At 72.1% G+C, this 13,432-nt stretch carries 11 protein-coding genes; 7 read left to right on the forward strand and 4 right to left on the reverse strand.

What is annotated here, in order from left to right:
- Nucleotides 1-637 precede the first annotated feature (637 nt).
- The 3 genes from ACIQHQ_RS26435 to ACIQHQ_RS26445 all read left to right on the forward strand — a co-directional run bounded on the left by ACIQHQ_RS26435 (nt 638) and on the right by ACIQHQ_RS26445 (nt 3,903).
- Nucleotides 638-2,107 (forward strand): amino acid permease, encoded by a 1,470-nt coding sequence (locus ACIQHQ_RS26435; RefSeq protein WP_402615868.1) that lies wholly within the window; start codon nt 638-640, stop codon nt 2,105-2,107.
- A 10-nt stretch (nt 2,108-2,117) separates the two neighbouring features.
- Nucleotides 2,118-2,570, forward strand: coding sequence for an Lrp/AsnC family transcriptional regulator (locus tag ACIQHQ_RS26440; RefSeq protein WP_031104506.1), 453 nt, complete (start codon nt 2,118-2,120; stop codon nt 2,568-2,570).
- A gap of 136 nt (nt 2,571-2,706) precedes the next feature.
- Nucleotides 2,707-3,903, forward strand: a complete 1,197-nt coding sequence (locus ACIQHQ_RS26445; RefSeq protein WP_402615871.1) for an MFS transporter — start codon at nt 2,707-2,709, stop codon at nt 3,901-3,903.
- On the opposite strand, the gene ACIQHQ_RS26450 is transcribed toward ACIQHQ_RS26445, so the two are convergent.
- Nucleotides 3,872-4,408 (reverse strand): Repetin, encoded by a 537-nt coding sequence (locus tag ACIQHQ_RS26450; RefSeq protein ID WP_402615874.1) that lies wholly within the window; start codon nt 4,406-4,408, stop codon nt 3,872-3,874. The genes ACIQHQ_RS26445 and ACIQHQ_RS26450 overlap by 32 nt on opposite strands.
- A gap of 299 nt (nt 4,409-4,707) precedes the next feature.
- Between ACIQHQ_RS26450 and ACIQHQ_RS26455 the strand changes: the two genes are divergently transcribed.
- Both ACIQHQ_RS26455 and ACIQHQ_RS26460 read left to right on the forward strand, forming a co-directional pair.
- Nucleotides 4,708-5,496, forward strand: coding sequence for a carbon-nitrogen hydrolase family protein (locus ACIQHQ_RS26455; RefSeq protein WP_402615877.1), 789 nt, complete (start codon nt 4,708-4,710; stop codon nt 5,494-5,496).
- 49 nt (nt 5,497-5,545) lie between these two features.
- A complete protein-coding gene (locus ACIQHQ_RS26460) occupies nt 5,546-7,243 on the forward strand; it encodes a flavin monoamine oxidase family protein (protein WP_402615880.1) in 1,698 nt (565 codons plus the stop codon).
- A gap of 69 nt (nt 7,244-7,312) precedes the next feature.
- Here ACIQHQ_RS26460 and ACIQHQ_RS26465 read toward each other — a convergent pair whose 3' ends face one another.
- The gene (locus ACIQHQ_RS26465) at nt 7,313-8,026 is read right to left on the reverse strand and encodes a DUF5995 family protein (RefSeq protein WP_402615883.1); all 714 of its coding nucleotides are present in this window, start codon (nt 8,024-8,026) and stop codon (nt 7,313-7,315) included.
- 175 nt (nt 8,027-8,201) lie between these two features.
- On the opposite strand from ACIQHQ_RS26465, the gene ACIQHQ_RS26470 reads away from it, so the two are divergent.
- The gene (locus tag ACIQHQ_RS26470) at nt 8,202-9,335 is read left to right on the forward strand and encodes a glycoside hydrolase family 6 protein (RefSeq protein ID WP_402616060.1); all 1,134 of its coding nucleotides are present in this window, start codon (nt 8,202-8,204) and stop codon (nt 9,333-9,335) included.
- Here ACIQHQ_RS26470 and ACIQHQ_RS26475 read toward each other — a convergent pair.
- Both ACIQHQ_RS26475 and ACIQHQ_RS26480 read right to left on the reverse strand, forming a co-directional pair.
- The gene (locus ACIQHQ_RS26475; RefSeq protein ID WP_402615885.1) at nt 9,314-10,693 is read right to left on the reverse strand and encodes a uracil-xanthine permease family protein; all 1,380 of its coding nucleotides are present in this window, start codon (nt 10,691-10,693) and stop codon (nt 9,314-9,316) included. The genes ACIQHQ_RS26470 and ACIQHQ_RS26475 overlap by 22 nt on opposite strands.
- Nucleotides 10,694-10,791: 98 nt before the next feature.
- Entirely contained in the window at nt 10,792-11,997 is a 1,206-nt protein-coding gene (locus ACIQHQ_RS26480) for an MFS transporter (RefSeq protein ID WP_402615888.1), read from the reverse strand.
- A 135-nt stretch (nt 11,998-12,132) separates the two neighbouring features.
- Between ACIQHQ_RS26480 and ACIQHQ_RS26485 the strand changes: the two genes are divergently transcribed.
- A complete protein-coding gene (locus ACIQHQ_RS26485; RefSeq protein ID WP_402615891.1) occupies nt 12,133-13,395 on the forward strand; it encodes an ROK family transcriptional regulator in 1,263 nt (420 codons plus the stop codon).
- Nucleotides 13,396-13,432 lie beyond the last annotated feature (37 nt).

The following is a 13,432-nucleotide window of genomic DNA, read 5'->3' on the forward strand; positions in this document are numbered from 1 at the left end:
CGCACAGCGCCGACGGCAGCCACGCCGCCCGCTTCACGCGGTAGCGGGCGGCTCCCGTTGACCCCTGAGGGGTCAACTGTGGGCCACGCGGAGGTCCGCTGGACCGAGTGCGAGGCGGCCGATGTACGGGCCGTACAGCCGGGGTGCACTGGGATCAACGGCCTGTTCGTCCGGCCCCCGCGCCGCTCCGCTCCCAGGGGCGCCGGCACCGCCCTGGTGCACCACCGCCGAGCGGCTGGCGCTGTCATGGGGCACGGCTCGAGGACGACAACCGCCGCGCGACGGCGCTCCACGCCGGCTCGGATACCTGCCCACCGTGGCGCACGTCGATCGCTGGACCCCCAGGACTTCGCCGGCCTGCGGCAGGAGCGGGCCGATCCCCGCGAGTCCTGGTCAAGGCGCTCCGGCGGTTCCCGGTGCAACACTCGACAGCCGCCCTGCAACGAACACCCACCGAGCCCACGGGAACGCAATGATCTTACGGGTATGCGCAAGGTTGCTGCATTTCGACAGCAACGTCGTTGCTCGTAGGCTGTCGCCTCGTACGTGGCGTGGCGGGGACTCCGCTCGGTGGGTCCCTGCTCGAGGGCGCCCCCGGTCCCTGCCGCCCTGACCGGCAGCGAAAAGGAGCCAGCGCGTGCTCGACCAAGGCGCACCCCCGCAGAACACAGGCCGGACAGCCGTTTCCGCGCCCCCCGGCACCGGCGCGCGCCTCATGCGGCGCAAGTCCGTGGAACGCCTGGTCGCGGAGGGTGGACAGGGCGAGGGAGGGTCGCTGCGCCGCACCCTCGGGCTGTGGCAGCTGACCATGATCAGCATCGGTGCCACCCTCGGCACCGGCATCTTCGTCGTCCTCGGCGAGGCCGTCCCCAAGGCGGGACCGGCCGTGACGCTGTCCTTCGTCATCGCCGGCCTCACCGCCCTGTTCTCGGCCCTGTCCTACGCCGAACTCGCGGGCACCATCCCCGTAGCGGGCTCCTCGTACTCGTATGCGTACGCAACGATGGGTGAGCTGATCGCCTGGATATGCGGCTGGTGCCTGGTCCTGGAGTACGGCGTGTCGGTGGCCGCCGTCGCCGTCGGCTGGGGCGAGTACCTCAACGAACTGCTCGACGGGACCATCGGCGTCACCATCCCGGACGCCCTGTCCGCCCCGCCCGGCGACGGCGGCGTGTTCAACCTCCCGGCGCTGATCGTCGTGCTGCTCGCCATGGCGTTCCTGCTGGGCGGCGCCCGCGAGTCCGCCCGCGCCAACACCGTCATGGTCGTCGTGAAGATCGCCGCGCTGGTGCTGTTCTGCGCCATCGGCGTCCAGGGCTTCCGCTCCGGCAACTACGAGAACTTCATGCCGCTCGGCATGGCCGGAGTCAGCGCGGCCGGCGCCACGCTGTTCTTCTCCTACATCGGCTTCGACGCCGCCTCCACCGCCGGTGAGGAGGCCAAGAACGCCCAGCGCGACCTGCCCCGCGCGATCATGCTGTCGCTGGTCATCGTCACCGCGCTGTACGTCCTCGTGGCGGCCGTCGCGGTCGGCGCCAAGCCCTGGAAGAACTTCACCGACTCCGAGGCCGCCCTCGCCCAGATCATGCGCGAGGTCACCGGGCAGACCTTCTGGGGCACGCTGCTGGCGTTCTGCGCCGTCATCGCCATCGCGAGCGTGGTGCTGACCGTGCTGTACGGCCAGACCCGCATCCTGTTCGCCATGTCCCGCGACGGTCTCGTGCCGAAGGTGTTCGCCAAGGTCCACCCGAAGACCGGCGCGCCCCGCGCCAACACCCTGATCGTCTCCCTGTTCTGCGGCGTCCTGGCCGCCGCGATCCCCCTCGGGCAGCTCGCCGACGCCACCAGCATCGGCACCCTGTTCGCCTTCGCGCTCGTCAACGTGGCCGTCGTGGTGCTGCGCCGCACCAAGCCGGACATGCCCCGCAGCTTCCGGGTGCCGCTCTCCCCGGTCCTGCCCGCGCTCGGCTTCGCCTTCTGCCTCTGGATGATGGGCAGCCTGCCGACCGTGACCTGGGTGGTCTTCGGTGTCTGGATGGCCGCAGGGCTCGTGTTCTACTTCGTGTACGGCTACCGCCGTTCCCGACTCGCGCCATCCGAAAAGTGATCAACCGACTGTGCTGAACGATCTCGACGAACGCATCGTGCACGCCCTCGCCGAGGACGCCCGCCGCTCCTACGCCGACATCGGCCAACTCGTCGGCCTGTCCGCGCCCGCCGTCAAGCGGCGCGTGGACCGGCTCCGGGCCACCGGGGCCATCACCGGCTTCACCGTGCGGGTGGACCCGGGCGCCCTCGGCTGGGAGACCGAGGGGTTCGTCGAGATCTACTGCCGGGGGAACACCTCCCCGGAAACCATTCAGCGGGGCCTGGAGCGCTACCAGGAGGTCGTGGCCGCGTCCACCGTCACCGGGGACGCGGACGCGATCGTCCAGGTCTTCGCCTCCGACATGCGCCACTTCGAACGGGTGCTGGAGCGTATCGCCGGGGAGCCGTTCGTCGAGCGGACCAAGTCCGTACTCGTGCTCTCGCCGCTGCTGCGCCGCTTCTCCTCCGGATCGCCCACGTAAGTCCGTGGCCCGACCCGTGTGCCGGGTCTAGCATCGGTGCCATGACCTGGCGACATTGATCCACCAGCCGTGCCTCCCGAGGACCGCCTCGGCCGCCGTACCTCCGGCGTCCGATCCGTCTTCTCGGGAAGGCCTCATGACACTCTCACCCGCCCGCGTGCCCGCCACCGGTGTCCGGCGGCTGACGACCACGCTGTACGGCTACGCGTTCCTCGACGACTTCGTCCTGCTCTACCCGGTGTACGCGCTGCTGTTCGCCGACACCGGCATGCCGCTCTGGCAGATCTCCTCCCTGTTCGCCTCGTGGTCGGTCACCGGCGTGCTGCTGGAGGTTCCCTCCGGCGCCTGGGCCGACGCCATGTCGCGTCGCAGACTGCTGTGGATCGGCCCGCTGCTGACCGCAGCCGGCTTCGCCCTGTGGGTCGCCCTCCCGTCGTACGGGGCCTTCGCGGCCGGCTTCGTCCTGTGGGGCGCGGGCGGGGCCCTCGGCTCCGGCGCGCTGGAAGCGCTGGTCTACGACGAACTGGACCGGCTCGATGCCGCCGACCGTTACGCGGGGGTCATGGGCCGGGCCCGGGCCGCGCGCCTGCTGGGCACCGTGGCCTCCCTCGGCCTCGCGGGGCCCGTCTTCGCCCGGGGCGGCTACGCGGCGGTCGGTGCCGCGAGCGTCCTGGCCTGTGTGCTGACCGCTCTTGTCGCGATCCGGTTCCCGGAGCACCGGGTGCGGCCGGAGGGCGCCGGCGACAGCTGGCCGGCGACCCTGCGCGCCGGCCTCGCCGTGGTCCGACGGGACCGTGCGGTGCGCGGCGCCCTGCTGCTGATCCCGGCCGTCGCCGCGGTGTGGGGCGCGCTCGACGAGTACACCCCCCTGCTGGTCCGGGACCTCGGCGTCACCGAGGCCACGGTGCCCTACCTGATCATGCTGATCTGGGCGGGCGTCACCCTCGCCAGCCTGCTGACCGGACCGGCCGAACGCCTCGGCACGACCGGGCTCGCGATGCTGCTCGCGGGTGCCGCCCTCGCCCTGGCGGTGGGAGCCATGGCCCGTTCCCTGGCCGGTGTGGCGCTCGTGAGCCTCGCCTTCGCGGGATTCCAGCTGGCCGAGGTGCTCGCCGACGTCCGTCTCCAGCACCGCATCGACGAGTCCCGCCGAGCCACACTCACCTCCGTGGCGAGCCTGGGCACCGAGCTGGCCACGGTCGCCACGTTCGGCGTGTACGCGCTGCTCGGGACGGACCTGACGCACGGCACCGTCTTCGCGGTACTGGCGATTCCCTACCTGCTGACGGCCCTGGCGCTGACTAGAGCTCGGGCTGCCACGGCACGACCGTGAAGTCGCCCGTCCCCTTCTCGACCTTCTCGAAGGGGGCGGAGCTCACACACTCGGGCAGCTCCTTCGTCTCGGCGGGGCTGCCCGTGGACGCCCAGCTGTAGCCCAGCCGGTCGTGCCGGCCGAGGTCGTGCACCGTGACACCGACCCGCTTGCCCTCGGCGCCCGGGAGGTCGGACTCGGTGATGACGCCGGACACGACGGCCACCTTGCCGCCGGTCACCAGGCAGTCGACCTCGGCCTTCGCCCGGGCGCCACGGCCGTCTCGATAGTGGCTGAATTCGAAGGTGCCGGTGGCCTTCATCGGGTCGGCGGTGTCCCGCGCGGCCAGATGCGCGTCGAACGAGAACGTGATGTCGTCCCCTGCCGAGCGGTGGAGCTTGGCGGTGCCGGTGAGCGCTGCGGCCTCCCGATGCCGAGCCGAGTCCGACGCGGTCGCGGCCGAGGCCGCCCCGGCCGTGAGCAGCAGCGCGGAGCCGAGCACAACGATCTTCGTACGGCGCTTCATGAGCTTCCTTTCCTCAGGTCGCTTGGACAGTCCTCACTGTCCCGGCCCGCCGCGGAAGGGACATCGCACTCGGGGCGGGACTCCGCCTCCGCCGCACGACGGGGGAGACCGCACACGGCTGCGCTCCCGGGATGAGCGGGGGTCCGACCCGAGGCGCGCAACGAATCGCCGCCCGGACCCGCGCGCACGCAACGAACCGTTCACCGGCGCGCAACGGCTCCTTCTTGTCCGCCCTGGTCAGCCGCCCGTACCGTCTACGTGGCCCCTCCAACCACCCTTCCGCCCGGTGAGGAACACGCATGCGCACCGCCCTGCTCCAGAGCTCCGGCCGGCCCGGCTCCACCGCCGAGAACCTCAAGGTCCTCGACGAGGCCGCCGGCCGGGCCGCCGCCGCGGGCGCCGGACTGCTGGTCACGTCCGAGCTGTTCCTCACCGGGTACGCGATCGGCGACGAGATCGGCCGGCTCGCCGAGCCCGCCGACGGCGACTGCGCGGACGCCATCGCCGAGATAGCGACGAACCACGGCCTGGCGATCGCCTACGGCTACCCCGAGCGGGCCGGCGACACCGTGTTCAACTCCGCCCAGCTGATCTCCGCCGACGGCACCCGTCTCGCCAACCACCGCAAGACGCACCTCTTCGGCTGCTTCGAGCGGGACCACTTCACGCCCGGCGACCAGCCGGTCGTCCAGGCCGAGATCGACGGCCTGAGGGTCGGCATCCTGATCTGCTACGACGTGGAGTTCCCGGAGAACGTCCGCGCCCACGCCCTCGCCGGCACCGACCTGCTGGTCGTCCCGACCGCGCAGATGCACCCGTTCCAGTTCGTCGCCGAGTCGATGATCCCGGTGCGCGCCTTCGAGAACCAGATGTACGTCGCGTACGTCAACCGGGCCGGCCAGGAGGGCGAGTTCGAGTTCGTGGGGCTGTCCACGCTCGCCGGGCCCGACGGGATCGCCCGCACCCGCGCCGGACGCGGCGAGGAACTCGTGCTCGCCGACGTCGACCCGGCCTTCCTCGCCGCGTCGCGCGCGAACAACCCGTATCTGCACGACCGGCGGCCCGGCCTGTACGGCCCGCTCGTCTGACACCCCCCTGAACCGCACCGTTCGCATCTGTGCAAGGAGTCCGCACCCCATGACGTCCACCGTGCCCAACGCCGTCGAGCACGCTGACGCGCAGCAGCCGCCGATCACCATGTTCGGCCCGGACTTCCCGTACGCCTACGACGACTTCCTCGCCCACCCGGCGGGCCTCGGGCAGATACCCGCGACGCAGCACGGCACGGAGGTCGCGGTCATCGGCGGCGGCCTGTCCGGCATCGTCGCCGCGTACGAGCTCATGAAGATGGGCCTCAAGCCGGTCGTGTACGAGGCCGACCAGATCGGCGGCCGGCTGCGCACGGTGGGCTTCGACGGGTGCGACGAGTCGCTCACCGCCGAGATGGGCGCGATGCGCTTCCCGCCGTCCTCCACGGCCCTCCAGCACTACATCGACCTCGTCGGCCTCCAGACGCGGCCGTTCCCCAACCCCCTCAGTGAGGCGACCCCCTCGACGGTCGTCGACCTCAAGGGCGAGTCCCACTACGCCGAGACCATCGCCGACCTGCCGCAGGTGTACCGGGACGTCGCCGAGGCCTGGAACCGCTGCCTGGAGGAGGGCGCCGACTTCTCCGACATGAACCGGGCCCTGCGCGAGCGGGACGTGCCGCGCATCCGCGCGATCTGGTCGCGACTCGTCGAGAAGCTGGACAACCAGACCTTCTACGGCTTCCTCTGCGACTCCGAGGCGTTCAAGTCCTTCCGGCACCGCGAGATCTTCGGCCAGGTCGGCTTCGGCACGGGTGGCTGGGACACCGACTTCCCGAACTCCATCCTGGAGATCCTGCGCGTCGTCTACACCGAGGCCGACGACCACCACCGCGGCATCGTCGGCGGCTCCCAGCAGCTGCCGCTGCGCCTGTGGGAGCGCGAGCCGCAGAAGATCGTCCACTGGCCGCTCGGCACCTCGCTCGCGAGCCTGCACCAGGGCGGCGAGCCCCTCCCGGCCGTGACCCGGCTGCACCGCACCGCCGGTAACCGCATCACGGTGACCGACGCCCGGGGCGACATCCGCACCTTCCAGGCGGCGATCTTCACCGCCCAGTCCTGGATGCTGCTGTCGAAGATCGCCTGCGACGACTCGCTCTTCCCGATCGACCACTGGACCGCCATCGAGCGCACCCACTACATGGAGAGCTCCAAGCTCTTCGTGCCGGTCGACCGTCCCTTCTGGCTGGACAAGGACGAGGAGACCGGCCGGGACGTCATGTCGATGACGCTCACCGACCGTATGACGCGCGGTACCTACCTGCTCGACGACGGCCCGGACAAGCCCGCCGTCATCTGCCTCTCCTACACCTGGTGCGACGACAGCCTGAAGTGGCTGCCGCTGTCCGCGAACGAGCGGATGGAGGTCATGCTGAAGTCGCTCGGCGAGATCTATCCGAAGGTCGACATCCGCAAGCACATCATCGGCAACCCGGTGACCGTCTCCTGGGAGAACGAGCCCTACTTCATGGGCGCGTTCAAGGCCAACCTGCCCGGCCACTACCGCTACCAGCGGCGCCTGTTCACACACTTCATGCAGGACCGGCTGCCCGAGGACAAACGCGGCATCTTCCTCGCCGGAGACGACATCTCCTGGACGGCCGGCTGGGCCGAGGGCGCGATCCAGACCGCCCTCAACGCGGTCTGGGGCGTCATGCACCACCTCGGCGGCACGACCGACCCGACCAACCCGGGCCCGGGCGACGTCTACGACGAGATCGCGCCCGTCGAACTGCCGGAGGACTAGGGCCTGTCGACGGATCACGCCGGTCGGCAGCACGGTCGCCTTCCCGTGACCTGATCCGAACGGCAGCTCTTAGAACCGGAGCGGCGGCTCGGCCAGCGGTGTGAGCAGCATGCGCCCCGCGAAGCCCACCGCCGTGTCCAGGCGTTCGGCGAACTCCGCGGCGACCTCGGGGAGTTCGCGAAGGGCCCACAGGGCCCGGGCCGCCGTCCACGCGGCGTCCCGGGCGCGGTCCAGGCTCCAGGAGCCGAGCAGGTGGGTCAGCGGGTCGGCGATCCGCAAGAGGTCGGGGCCCGGCATCAGATCTTCGCGGATGTGCTCCTCCAGCGAGACGAGGAGATCACCCACCATGTCGAACTCGTCCTCCAGATCGACGGGTGCGCAGCGGAGCGTACGGCAGGTGTCCACGACGGCCAGCGCGAGATCGTGCCCGATGTGCGCGTTGATGCCCGCCAGCGCGAACTGCAACGGCCGTACCCCGGGATGGCGGCGGAACTGGAACAGCGGGCGCCAGCAGGCGGGCGGGCGCCGCTCGCCCGCCGCCGTCTCGACGGCCGCCAGGTACCGCTGCGCGAAGCGTACGTCCAGCGTGATCGCGGCGTGGGCGTCCGCGAACCGCCCGGTGTCGACGTACCGGTCCACCGCCTCCGTCACGGCGAGGTAGACGCGGTTGAAGACCGCCACCCCGTCCTGGGGATGCAGGGCCGCGTCGAGGGCGCGCATCCGGGAGATGACGGCGTCGACCGGAGTGTCCACGGCTGGGGGGACTTGTTCGCATCGCGGCATGCGGGCAGAGTCGCAGCTCTAGGCTGGCGGACGTACCGGCGGGCCCGGCGCTTCCCCGAAACGGGGGAACACCGCCTGCCGCAGGGGGAGGGGGAGCGGCACCGTGTCAGGCTTGCGCGCCCAGCGCCTGGCCGCCCGCAGGGCCGAGCGCAGGCGCGCCGCCCGGCGCGGCGCGATGGCCGTGGCGGCCTCGCTCGTGGTCGCGGCCGGCGCGGTCGCCGGGGTCCTCGCCGCGTTCGACCACGGGCGGGCCTCGGACGAGGCCGGGCCCCCCGAAGTGTCGGCCCCGCCCCGCCCTGCGCCCCTGCCGGCCGTGCCGTCGACGTCCGCGCCGGCCACGGCCGGGTCCGCTTCCCCCTCGCCGTCGCCGTCCGCGCGCCGCACGCGGAGCTCCACCCCGCCGAGGACCGAGAAGAAGCGGCAGCACACCACCACCCGTGTGGCCGCGCGGCTGTACCGCCACCCCGACTCGCAGGTGCTCGAGTGGGTCCGCTCACACGCCGGCGACCCCCGGCACGCGGTCATCGCGTCCCGCATCGCCGAGCGGCCCGCGGCGGTCTGGTTCGCCGACTACTCGCCCGAGACCGTCACCGCCCGGGTCGCCGCGGTGACCTCGGGCGCGGCGGCGCTGGGCCGGGTGCCCGTCGTCGTGCCGTACGCCGTTCCCGGCCGGGACTGTGGCGGTCACTCCCAGGGCGGGGCGCCCGGCCTGGACGCGTACGACGCCTGGATCGACCGGTTCGCGGCGGGGCTGGGCTCCGGAGAGGTCATCGTCGTCCTGGAGCCGGACTCGGTCGCCCAGACCGCGTGCCTGTCCGCCGGTGATCGCGCGGACCGCTTCGCCTCACTGGCCCGGGCAGGCCGCGTCCTGAAGTCCGCCAACCCCCGGGCCCGCGTGTACTTCGACGCGGGACACTCGGGCTGGAACGCGCCCGGCACACAGGCGGCCTGGCTCAGACAGGCCGGTGCCGCCTCGCCCGATTCCTCCGACGGGATCTTCAGCAACGTCTCCAACTTCCACACCACCGCCGACGAGGTCGCCTACGACCGGCGGGTCCTCGAGGCACTGGGCGGCCCGGAGAGCCTCGGCGCCGTCATCGACACCAGCCGCAACGGCAACGGCGCGCCGCCCGACGGCCAGTGGTGCGACCCGGCGGGCCGCAAGCTCGGCCGGGCACCCACCCTCAGCACCGGCGAGGCCCGGATCGACGCCTACCTGTGGGTGAAGCTGCCGGGGGAGTCGGACGGCTGCAAGGGCAGGCCCGGGACGTTCACGGCGTCCTACGCCTACGACTTGGCGTCGTCGTAGGAGGAGGTGCCCTCGTCCAGCAGGGGCGTCTGCGTCTTCAAGTGGGCCGGGGCGAAGGCCCGCAGGGCGTGGTAGCCGGTGATGACGACCACCGTGCCCAGCGCGATGCCGCTCAGCGAGAACGTGTCCGTGAACTTCAGGGAGACGTTGCCGACACCGATGATGATGCCCGCGGCCGCCGGGACCAGGTTCAGCGGATTGCGCAGGTCCACCTCGGCGTTGATCCAGATCTGCGCGCCGAGCAGGCCGATCATGCCGTACAGGATGACCGTGATGCCGCCGAGCACCCCGCCCGGGATCGCCGCGACGACCGCGCCGAACTTGGGGCAGATGCCGAACAGCAGGGCGAAGCCGGCGGCGGCCCAGTAGGCGGCCGTCGAGTACACGCGGGTCGCGGCCATCACGCCGATGTTCTCGGAGTACGTCGTGTTGGGCGGGCCGCCGACCGCGGTGGACAGCATCGAGCCGACGCCGTCGGCCGCGATGGCCGTGCCGAGCTTGTCGTCCAGCGAGTCACCGGTCATCTCGCCGACCGCCTTCACATGCCCGGCGTTCTCCGCGACCAGCGCGATGACGACCGGCAGGGCCACCAGGATCGCCGACCACTGGAACGACGGGGCGTGCAGGTCCGGCAGCCCGATCCAGTCGGCCCTGCCCACGCCGGACAGGTCCAGCCGCCAGTGGTCGGTGAGCCGGCCGCTCGCGTCCACCGAGTGGATCTTGCCGAAGACCAGGTCGAACACCCAGGAGATGCCGTACCCGAAGACGAGCCCCAGGAAGATCGCGATCCGGGACCAGAAACCCCGCAGGCAGACGACCGCCAGACCGGTGAACAGCATCACCAGCAGGGCCGTCCACTGGTCCTGCGGCCAGTACGTCGAAGCCGTCACCGGCGCCAGGTTGAAGCCGATCAGCATCACCACCGCGCCGGTCACGATCGGCGGCATCGCGGCGTGGATGATCCGCGCCCCGAACCGCCGCACGGCGAGCCCCACCAGGAACAGCGCGCCCCCGACGACGAACACCGCGCCGGTGACGGTCGCGCTGCTGCCGCCCTGCGCCCGGATGACCGCCGCCACGCCGACGAAGGAGAGCGAACAGCCCAGATAACTGGGGACGCTGCCGCGGGTGGCGAGCAGGAACACGACGGTCGCGACGCCCGACATCATGATCGCGAGGTTCGGGTCCAGGCCCATCAGGACCGGGGCCACGAAGGACGCCCCGAACATGGCCACGACGTGCTGGGCGCCGAGCCCGGCCGTGCGCGGCCAGGAGAGCCGCTCGTCGGGGCGGACCACCGCGCCGGGCGCCGGGGTGCGTCCGTCGCCGTGCAGTTTCCAGCGGACGCCGAGATCCATGGTGCGGTTTCGCTTCCGTCGTGCGTGCGAGTGTCCGGACCATTGTCGGGGTGCGCCGTGAGTGCCGGTGACCGGGGCCCGTTCGGGTCCGGTCCGGCTCAGGGCCGCGGGTCCGCAACCGCCGTGTCCGGCCGGCCGGTCTTCGTCCGCTCGCCGGGGCGCAGCACCCCCGCGAACGCCACAAGGCCGCACGACAGCGCCGTCACGAGGCAGAACGACACCATCAGACTGGTCGCCTGGGCCACCATGCCGATCGCGCTCGGCGCGATCAGCCCCGAGGTGTACGTGATGGTCGCGACGCCCGCGATGGCCAGGCTCGGGTTGGCACCGCTGCGGCCGGCCGCGGCGAAGCACAGCGGTACGACGACGGCGATGCCGAGGCCCATCAGCGCGAACCCGCTCATGGCCACCGCCGGATGGTCCGCCACGACGATCAGCAGTCCGCCCAGGACGGCGAACACGCCGCTCGTCCGCACGGTTCGCACGGCACCGAAGCGGTCGACGACCTTGTCGCCGACGAGCCGCGCGACGGCCATGGTGAGTGTGAAGCCCGTCGTGCACGCCGCGGCGAGCCCGGCGGAGGTCTCCAGCTGCTCACGCAGATAGACCGCCGACCAGTCCAGGCTCGCGCCCTCCGCGAACACCGCGCAGAACCCGATCGCGCCGATGACCAGTGCCGAGCGGGGCGGCAGCGCGAACCGCGGCGGCGGCTCCTCGTCCTCTTCGGGCTGCAGGTCGAGCACCCACTGGCAGGACAGCACGCCGACGACGGTGAGGACCGCGGCGGCCAGGACGTGGTGCAGCCGGGCGTCCGAGCCGAGGTGCGCGGCGAGCGTGCCGGCCGCCGAGCCGACCAGGGCGCCCGCGCTCCACATGCCGTGCAGCCCGGACATGATCGACCGGCCGAGGCGATTCTCGACCTCGACCCCCAGCGCGTTCATCGCCACGTCCGCCATGCCGGCCGTGGCGCCGTAGGTGAACAGGGCCAGGCAGAGCGTCAGCAGGTTCGGGGCGAGGGAGGGAAGGACCAGGGACAACGTCCACAGCGCGATCAGTCCGCGCAGCGCGTTGCGGGCGCCGAAGCGGTGGCTGATGCTGCCGGCGAGCGGCATGGCCACGGACGCGCCGAGCGCGGGGAAGGCCAGAGCGATCCCCAACTGGCCCGCGCTCACGCCCGCGTGGTCCTGGATCCACGGCACGCGGGTGGCGAACGAACCGGTCACGGCGCCGTGCACGGCGAAGACGGCGGCCACGGCGTACCGGGACCGCTTCACCTCGCGTTGTTCGTCGACCACGTTGCCCATTCTGCGGTCCCCCTCCAGGTCTCTGCGGTACTCGCCTCTGGTGCGGGCGTAAACTATCAGGAACCCTGCCTGATAATAAGAGGGTCTCCCGGCGGGCCGCGCTCGACGGCCCCGCCGATCTGGAAGGATCCCGGCATGCCCGCATCCCCCAGCACCGCCCGGGCCATCAACGACCGGCTGGCCCTGCGCCTGCTCCAGCAGGAGGGCCCGTTGACGGCAGGGCAGTTGAAGCAACTGACCGGTCTGTCCCGGCCGACCGTCGCCGACCTCGTCGAACGCCTCACCGCCGCGGGTCTGATCGCGGTGGTCGGCGAGACGGGGGAGCAGCGGCGCGGCCCCAACGCGAAGGTGTACGGCATCGTCGCCGACCGGGCGCACCTGGCCGCACTCGACGTCCGCACCGAGGGTGTCGCAGTGGCCGTCGCGGATCTGGTGGGGCGGGTACTGGCCGAGGCGTCGGTGCCGATCGCCGGAGACATGGGAACGGGGCCCGCCGTGGAACAGGCGGTCGCGTTGGTCGAGCGCGTGGCCAAGGAAGCCGGTGCCGACCGCTTGCACACCGTGGGGATCGGGGCGCCCGGCCTGATCGACCCGTCCAGCGGCGAGCTGCGCGACTCCTCCGGACTGCCGGAGTGGCACCGCCGCCTGGTCGCCACCCTCCAGGAGCGCCTGCCCGAGGCCCGCGTCAGCGTCGAGAACGAGACCAACCTCGCGGCGGTGGCCGAGCAGCGCGACGGGGCGGCCCGCGACCGGGACACATTCGTCCTGCTGTGGCTGGGCCACGGGACGGGAGCGGCCGTGGTGCTCGACGGCGCCCTCCGCCGCGGAGCCTCCGGCGGCACCGGCGAGATCGGCTTCCTCCCCGTGCCCGGCACGACCGCGCTGCCGTCCTCGACGGACTGCGAGGGGGGCTTCCATTCCCTTGCCTCGTCGGCTGCGGTCATGCAACTCGCTGCCGAGTGCGGGGTGCCGGTGGAGGCGTCTCAGGCGGGGGTCGTGCGGGCGGCGGTCAGGGTGGTGCGGGGGGCGGTGGCTCAGCTCCGGGAGGTGGGAGCGGCGGCCGGGCCCCCCGAGGAGCACTCGCCCGTCGGCCCCGCCGGCCGTTTCCTCGACGCCCTCGCTGATCGCCTGGCCGTCGGAGTCGCCTCGGTCGTCGCGATCCTGGACCCCGGGTGCGTGGTGCTCGGGGGTGAGGTCGGTCAGGCCGGCGGTGAGGAGCTCGCCGCACGCGTGCACGACCGCATCATCCGGATGACACCGCTGCCGACGGAGGTGCGTACGGCCACCCTGGGCGGCGCCGCGGTCCTGCGAGGTGCGCTGCTCACGGCTCGGGACCGCGCCCAGGAGGAACTGTTCCCGCCGGGGGAGCGGCTGTCACAGCCGTTCCCGGGCTGGTAGGACGTGACACCCTGGCCGTCGCGCCCTGGTGCCGACG

The organism is Streptomyces sp. NPDC092370 (assembly GCF_044755265.1).
Lineage (GTDB): Bacteria > Actinomycetota > Actinomycetes > Streptomycetales > Streptomycetaceae > Streptomyces.

What these genes read in the sequence shown, in the direction of transcription:
- ACIQHQ_RS26445 (WP_402615871.1), top strand. Translation starts at nt 2,707, where the DNA reads ATGACACTCTCACCCGCCCGCGTGCCCGCCACCGGTGTCCGGCGGCTG.
- ACIQHQ_RS26450 (WP_402615874.1), bottom strand. Translation starts at nt 4,408, where the DNA reads ATGAAGCGCCGTACGAAGATCGTTGTGCTCGGCTCCGCGCTGCTGCTC.
- ACIQHQ_RS26455 (WP_402615877.1), top strand. Translation starts at nt 4,708, where the DNA reads ATGCGCACCGCCCTGCTCCAGAGCTCCGGCCGGCCCGGCTCCACCGCC.
- ACIQHQ_RS26460 (WP_402615880.1), top strand. Translation starts at nt 5,546, where the DNA reads ATGACGTCCACCGTGCCCAACGCCGTCGAGCACGCTGACGCGCAGCAG.
- ACIQHQ_RS26465 (WP_402615883.1), bottom strand. Translation starts at nt 8,026, where the DNA reads ATGCCGCGATGCGAACAAGTCCCCCCAGCCGTGGACACTCCGGTCGAC.
- ACIQHQ_RS26470 (WP_402616060.1), top strand. Translation starts at nt 8,202, where the DNA reads ATGGCCGTGGCGGCCTCGCTCGTGGTCGCGGCCGGCGCGGTCGCCGGG.
- ACIQHQ_RS26475 (WP_402615885.1), bottom strand. Translation starts at nt 10,693, where the DNA reads ATGGATCTCGGCGTCCGCTGGAAACTGCACGGCGACGGACGCACCCCG.
- ACIQHQ_RS26480 (WP_402615888.1), bottom strand. Translation starts at nt 11,997, where the DNA reads ATGGGCAACGTGGTCGACGAACAACGCGAGGTGAAGCGGTCCCGGTAC.
- ACIQHQ_RS26485 (WP_402615891.1), top strand. Translation starts at nt 12,133, where the DNA reads ATGCCCGCATCCCCCAGCACCGCCCGGGCCATCAACGACCGGCTGGCC.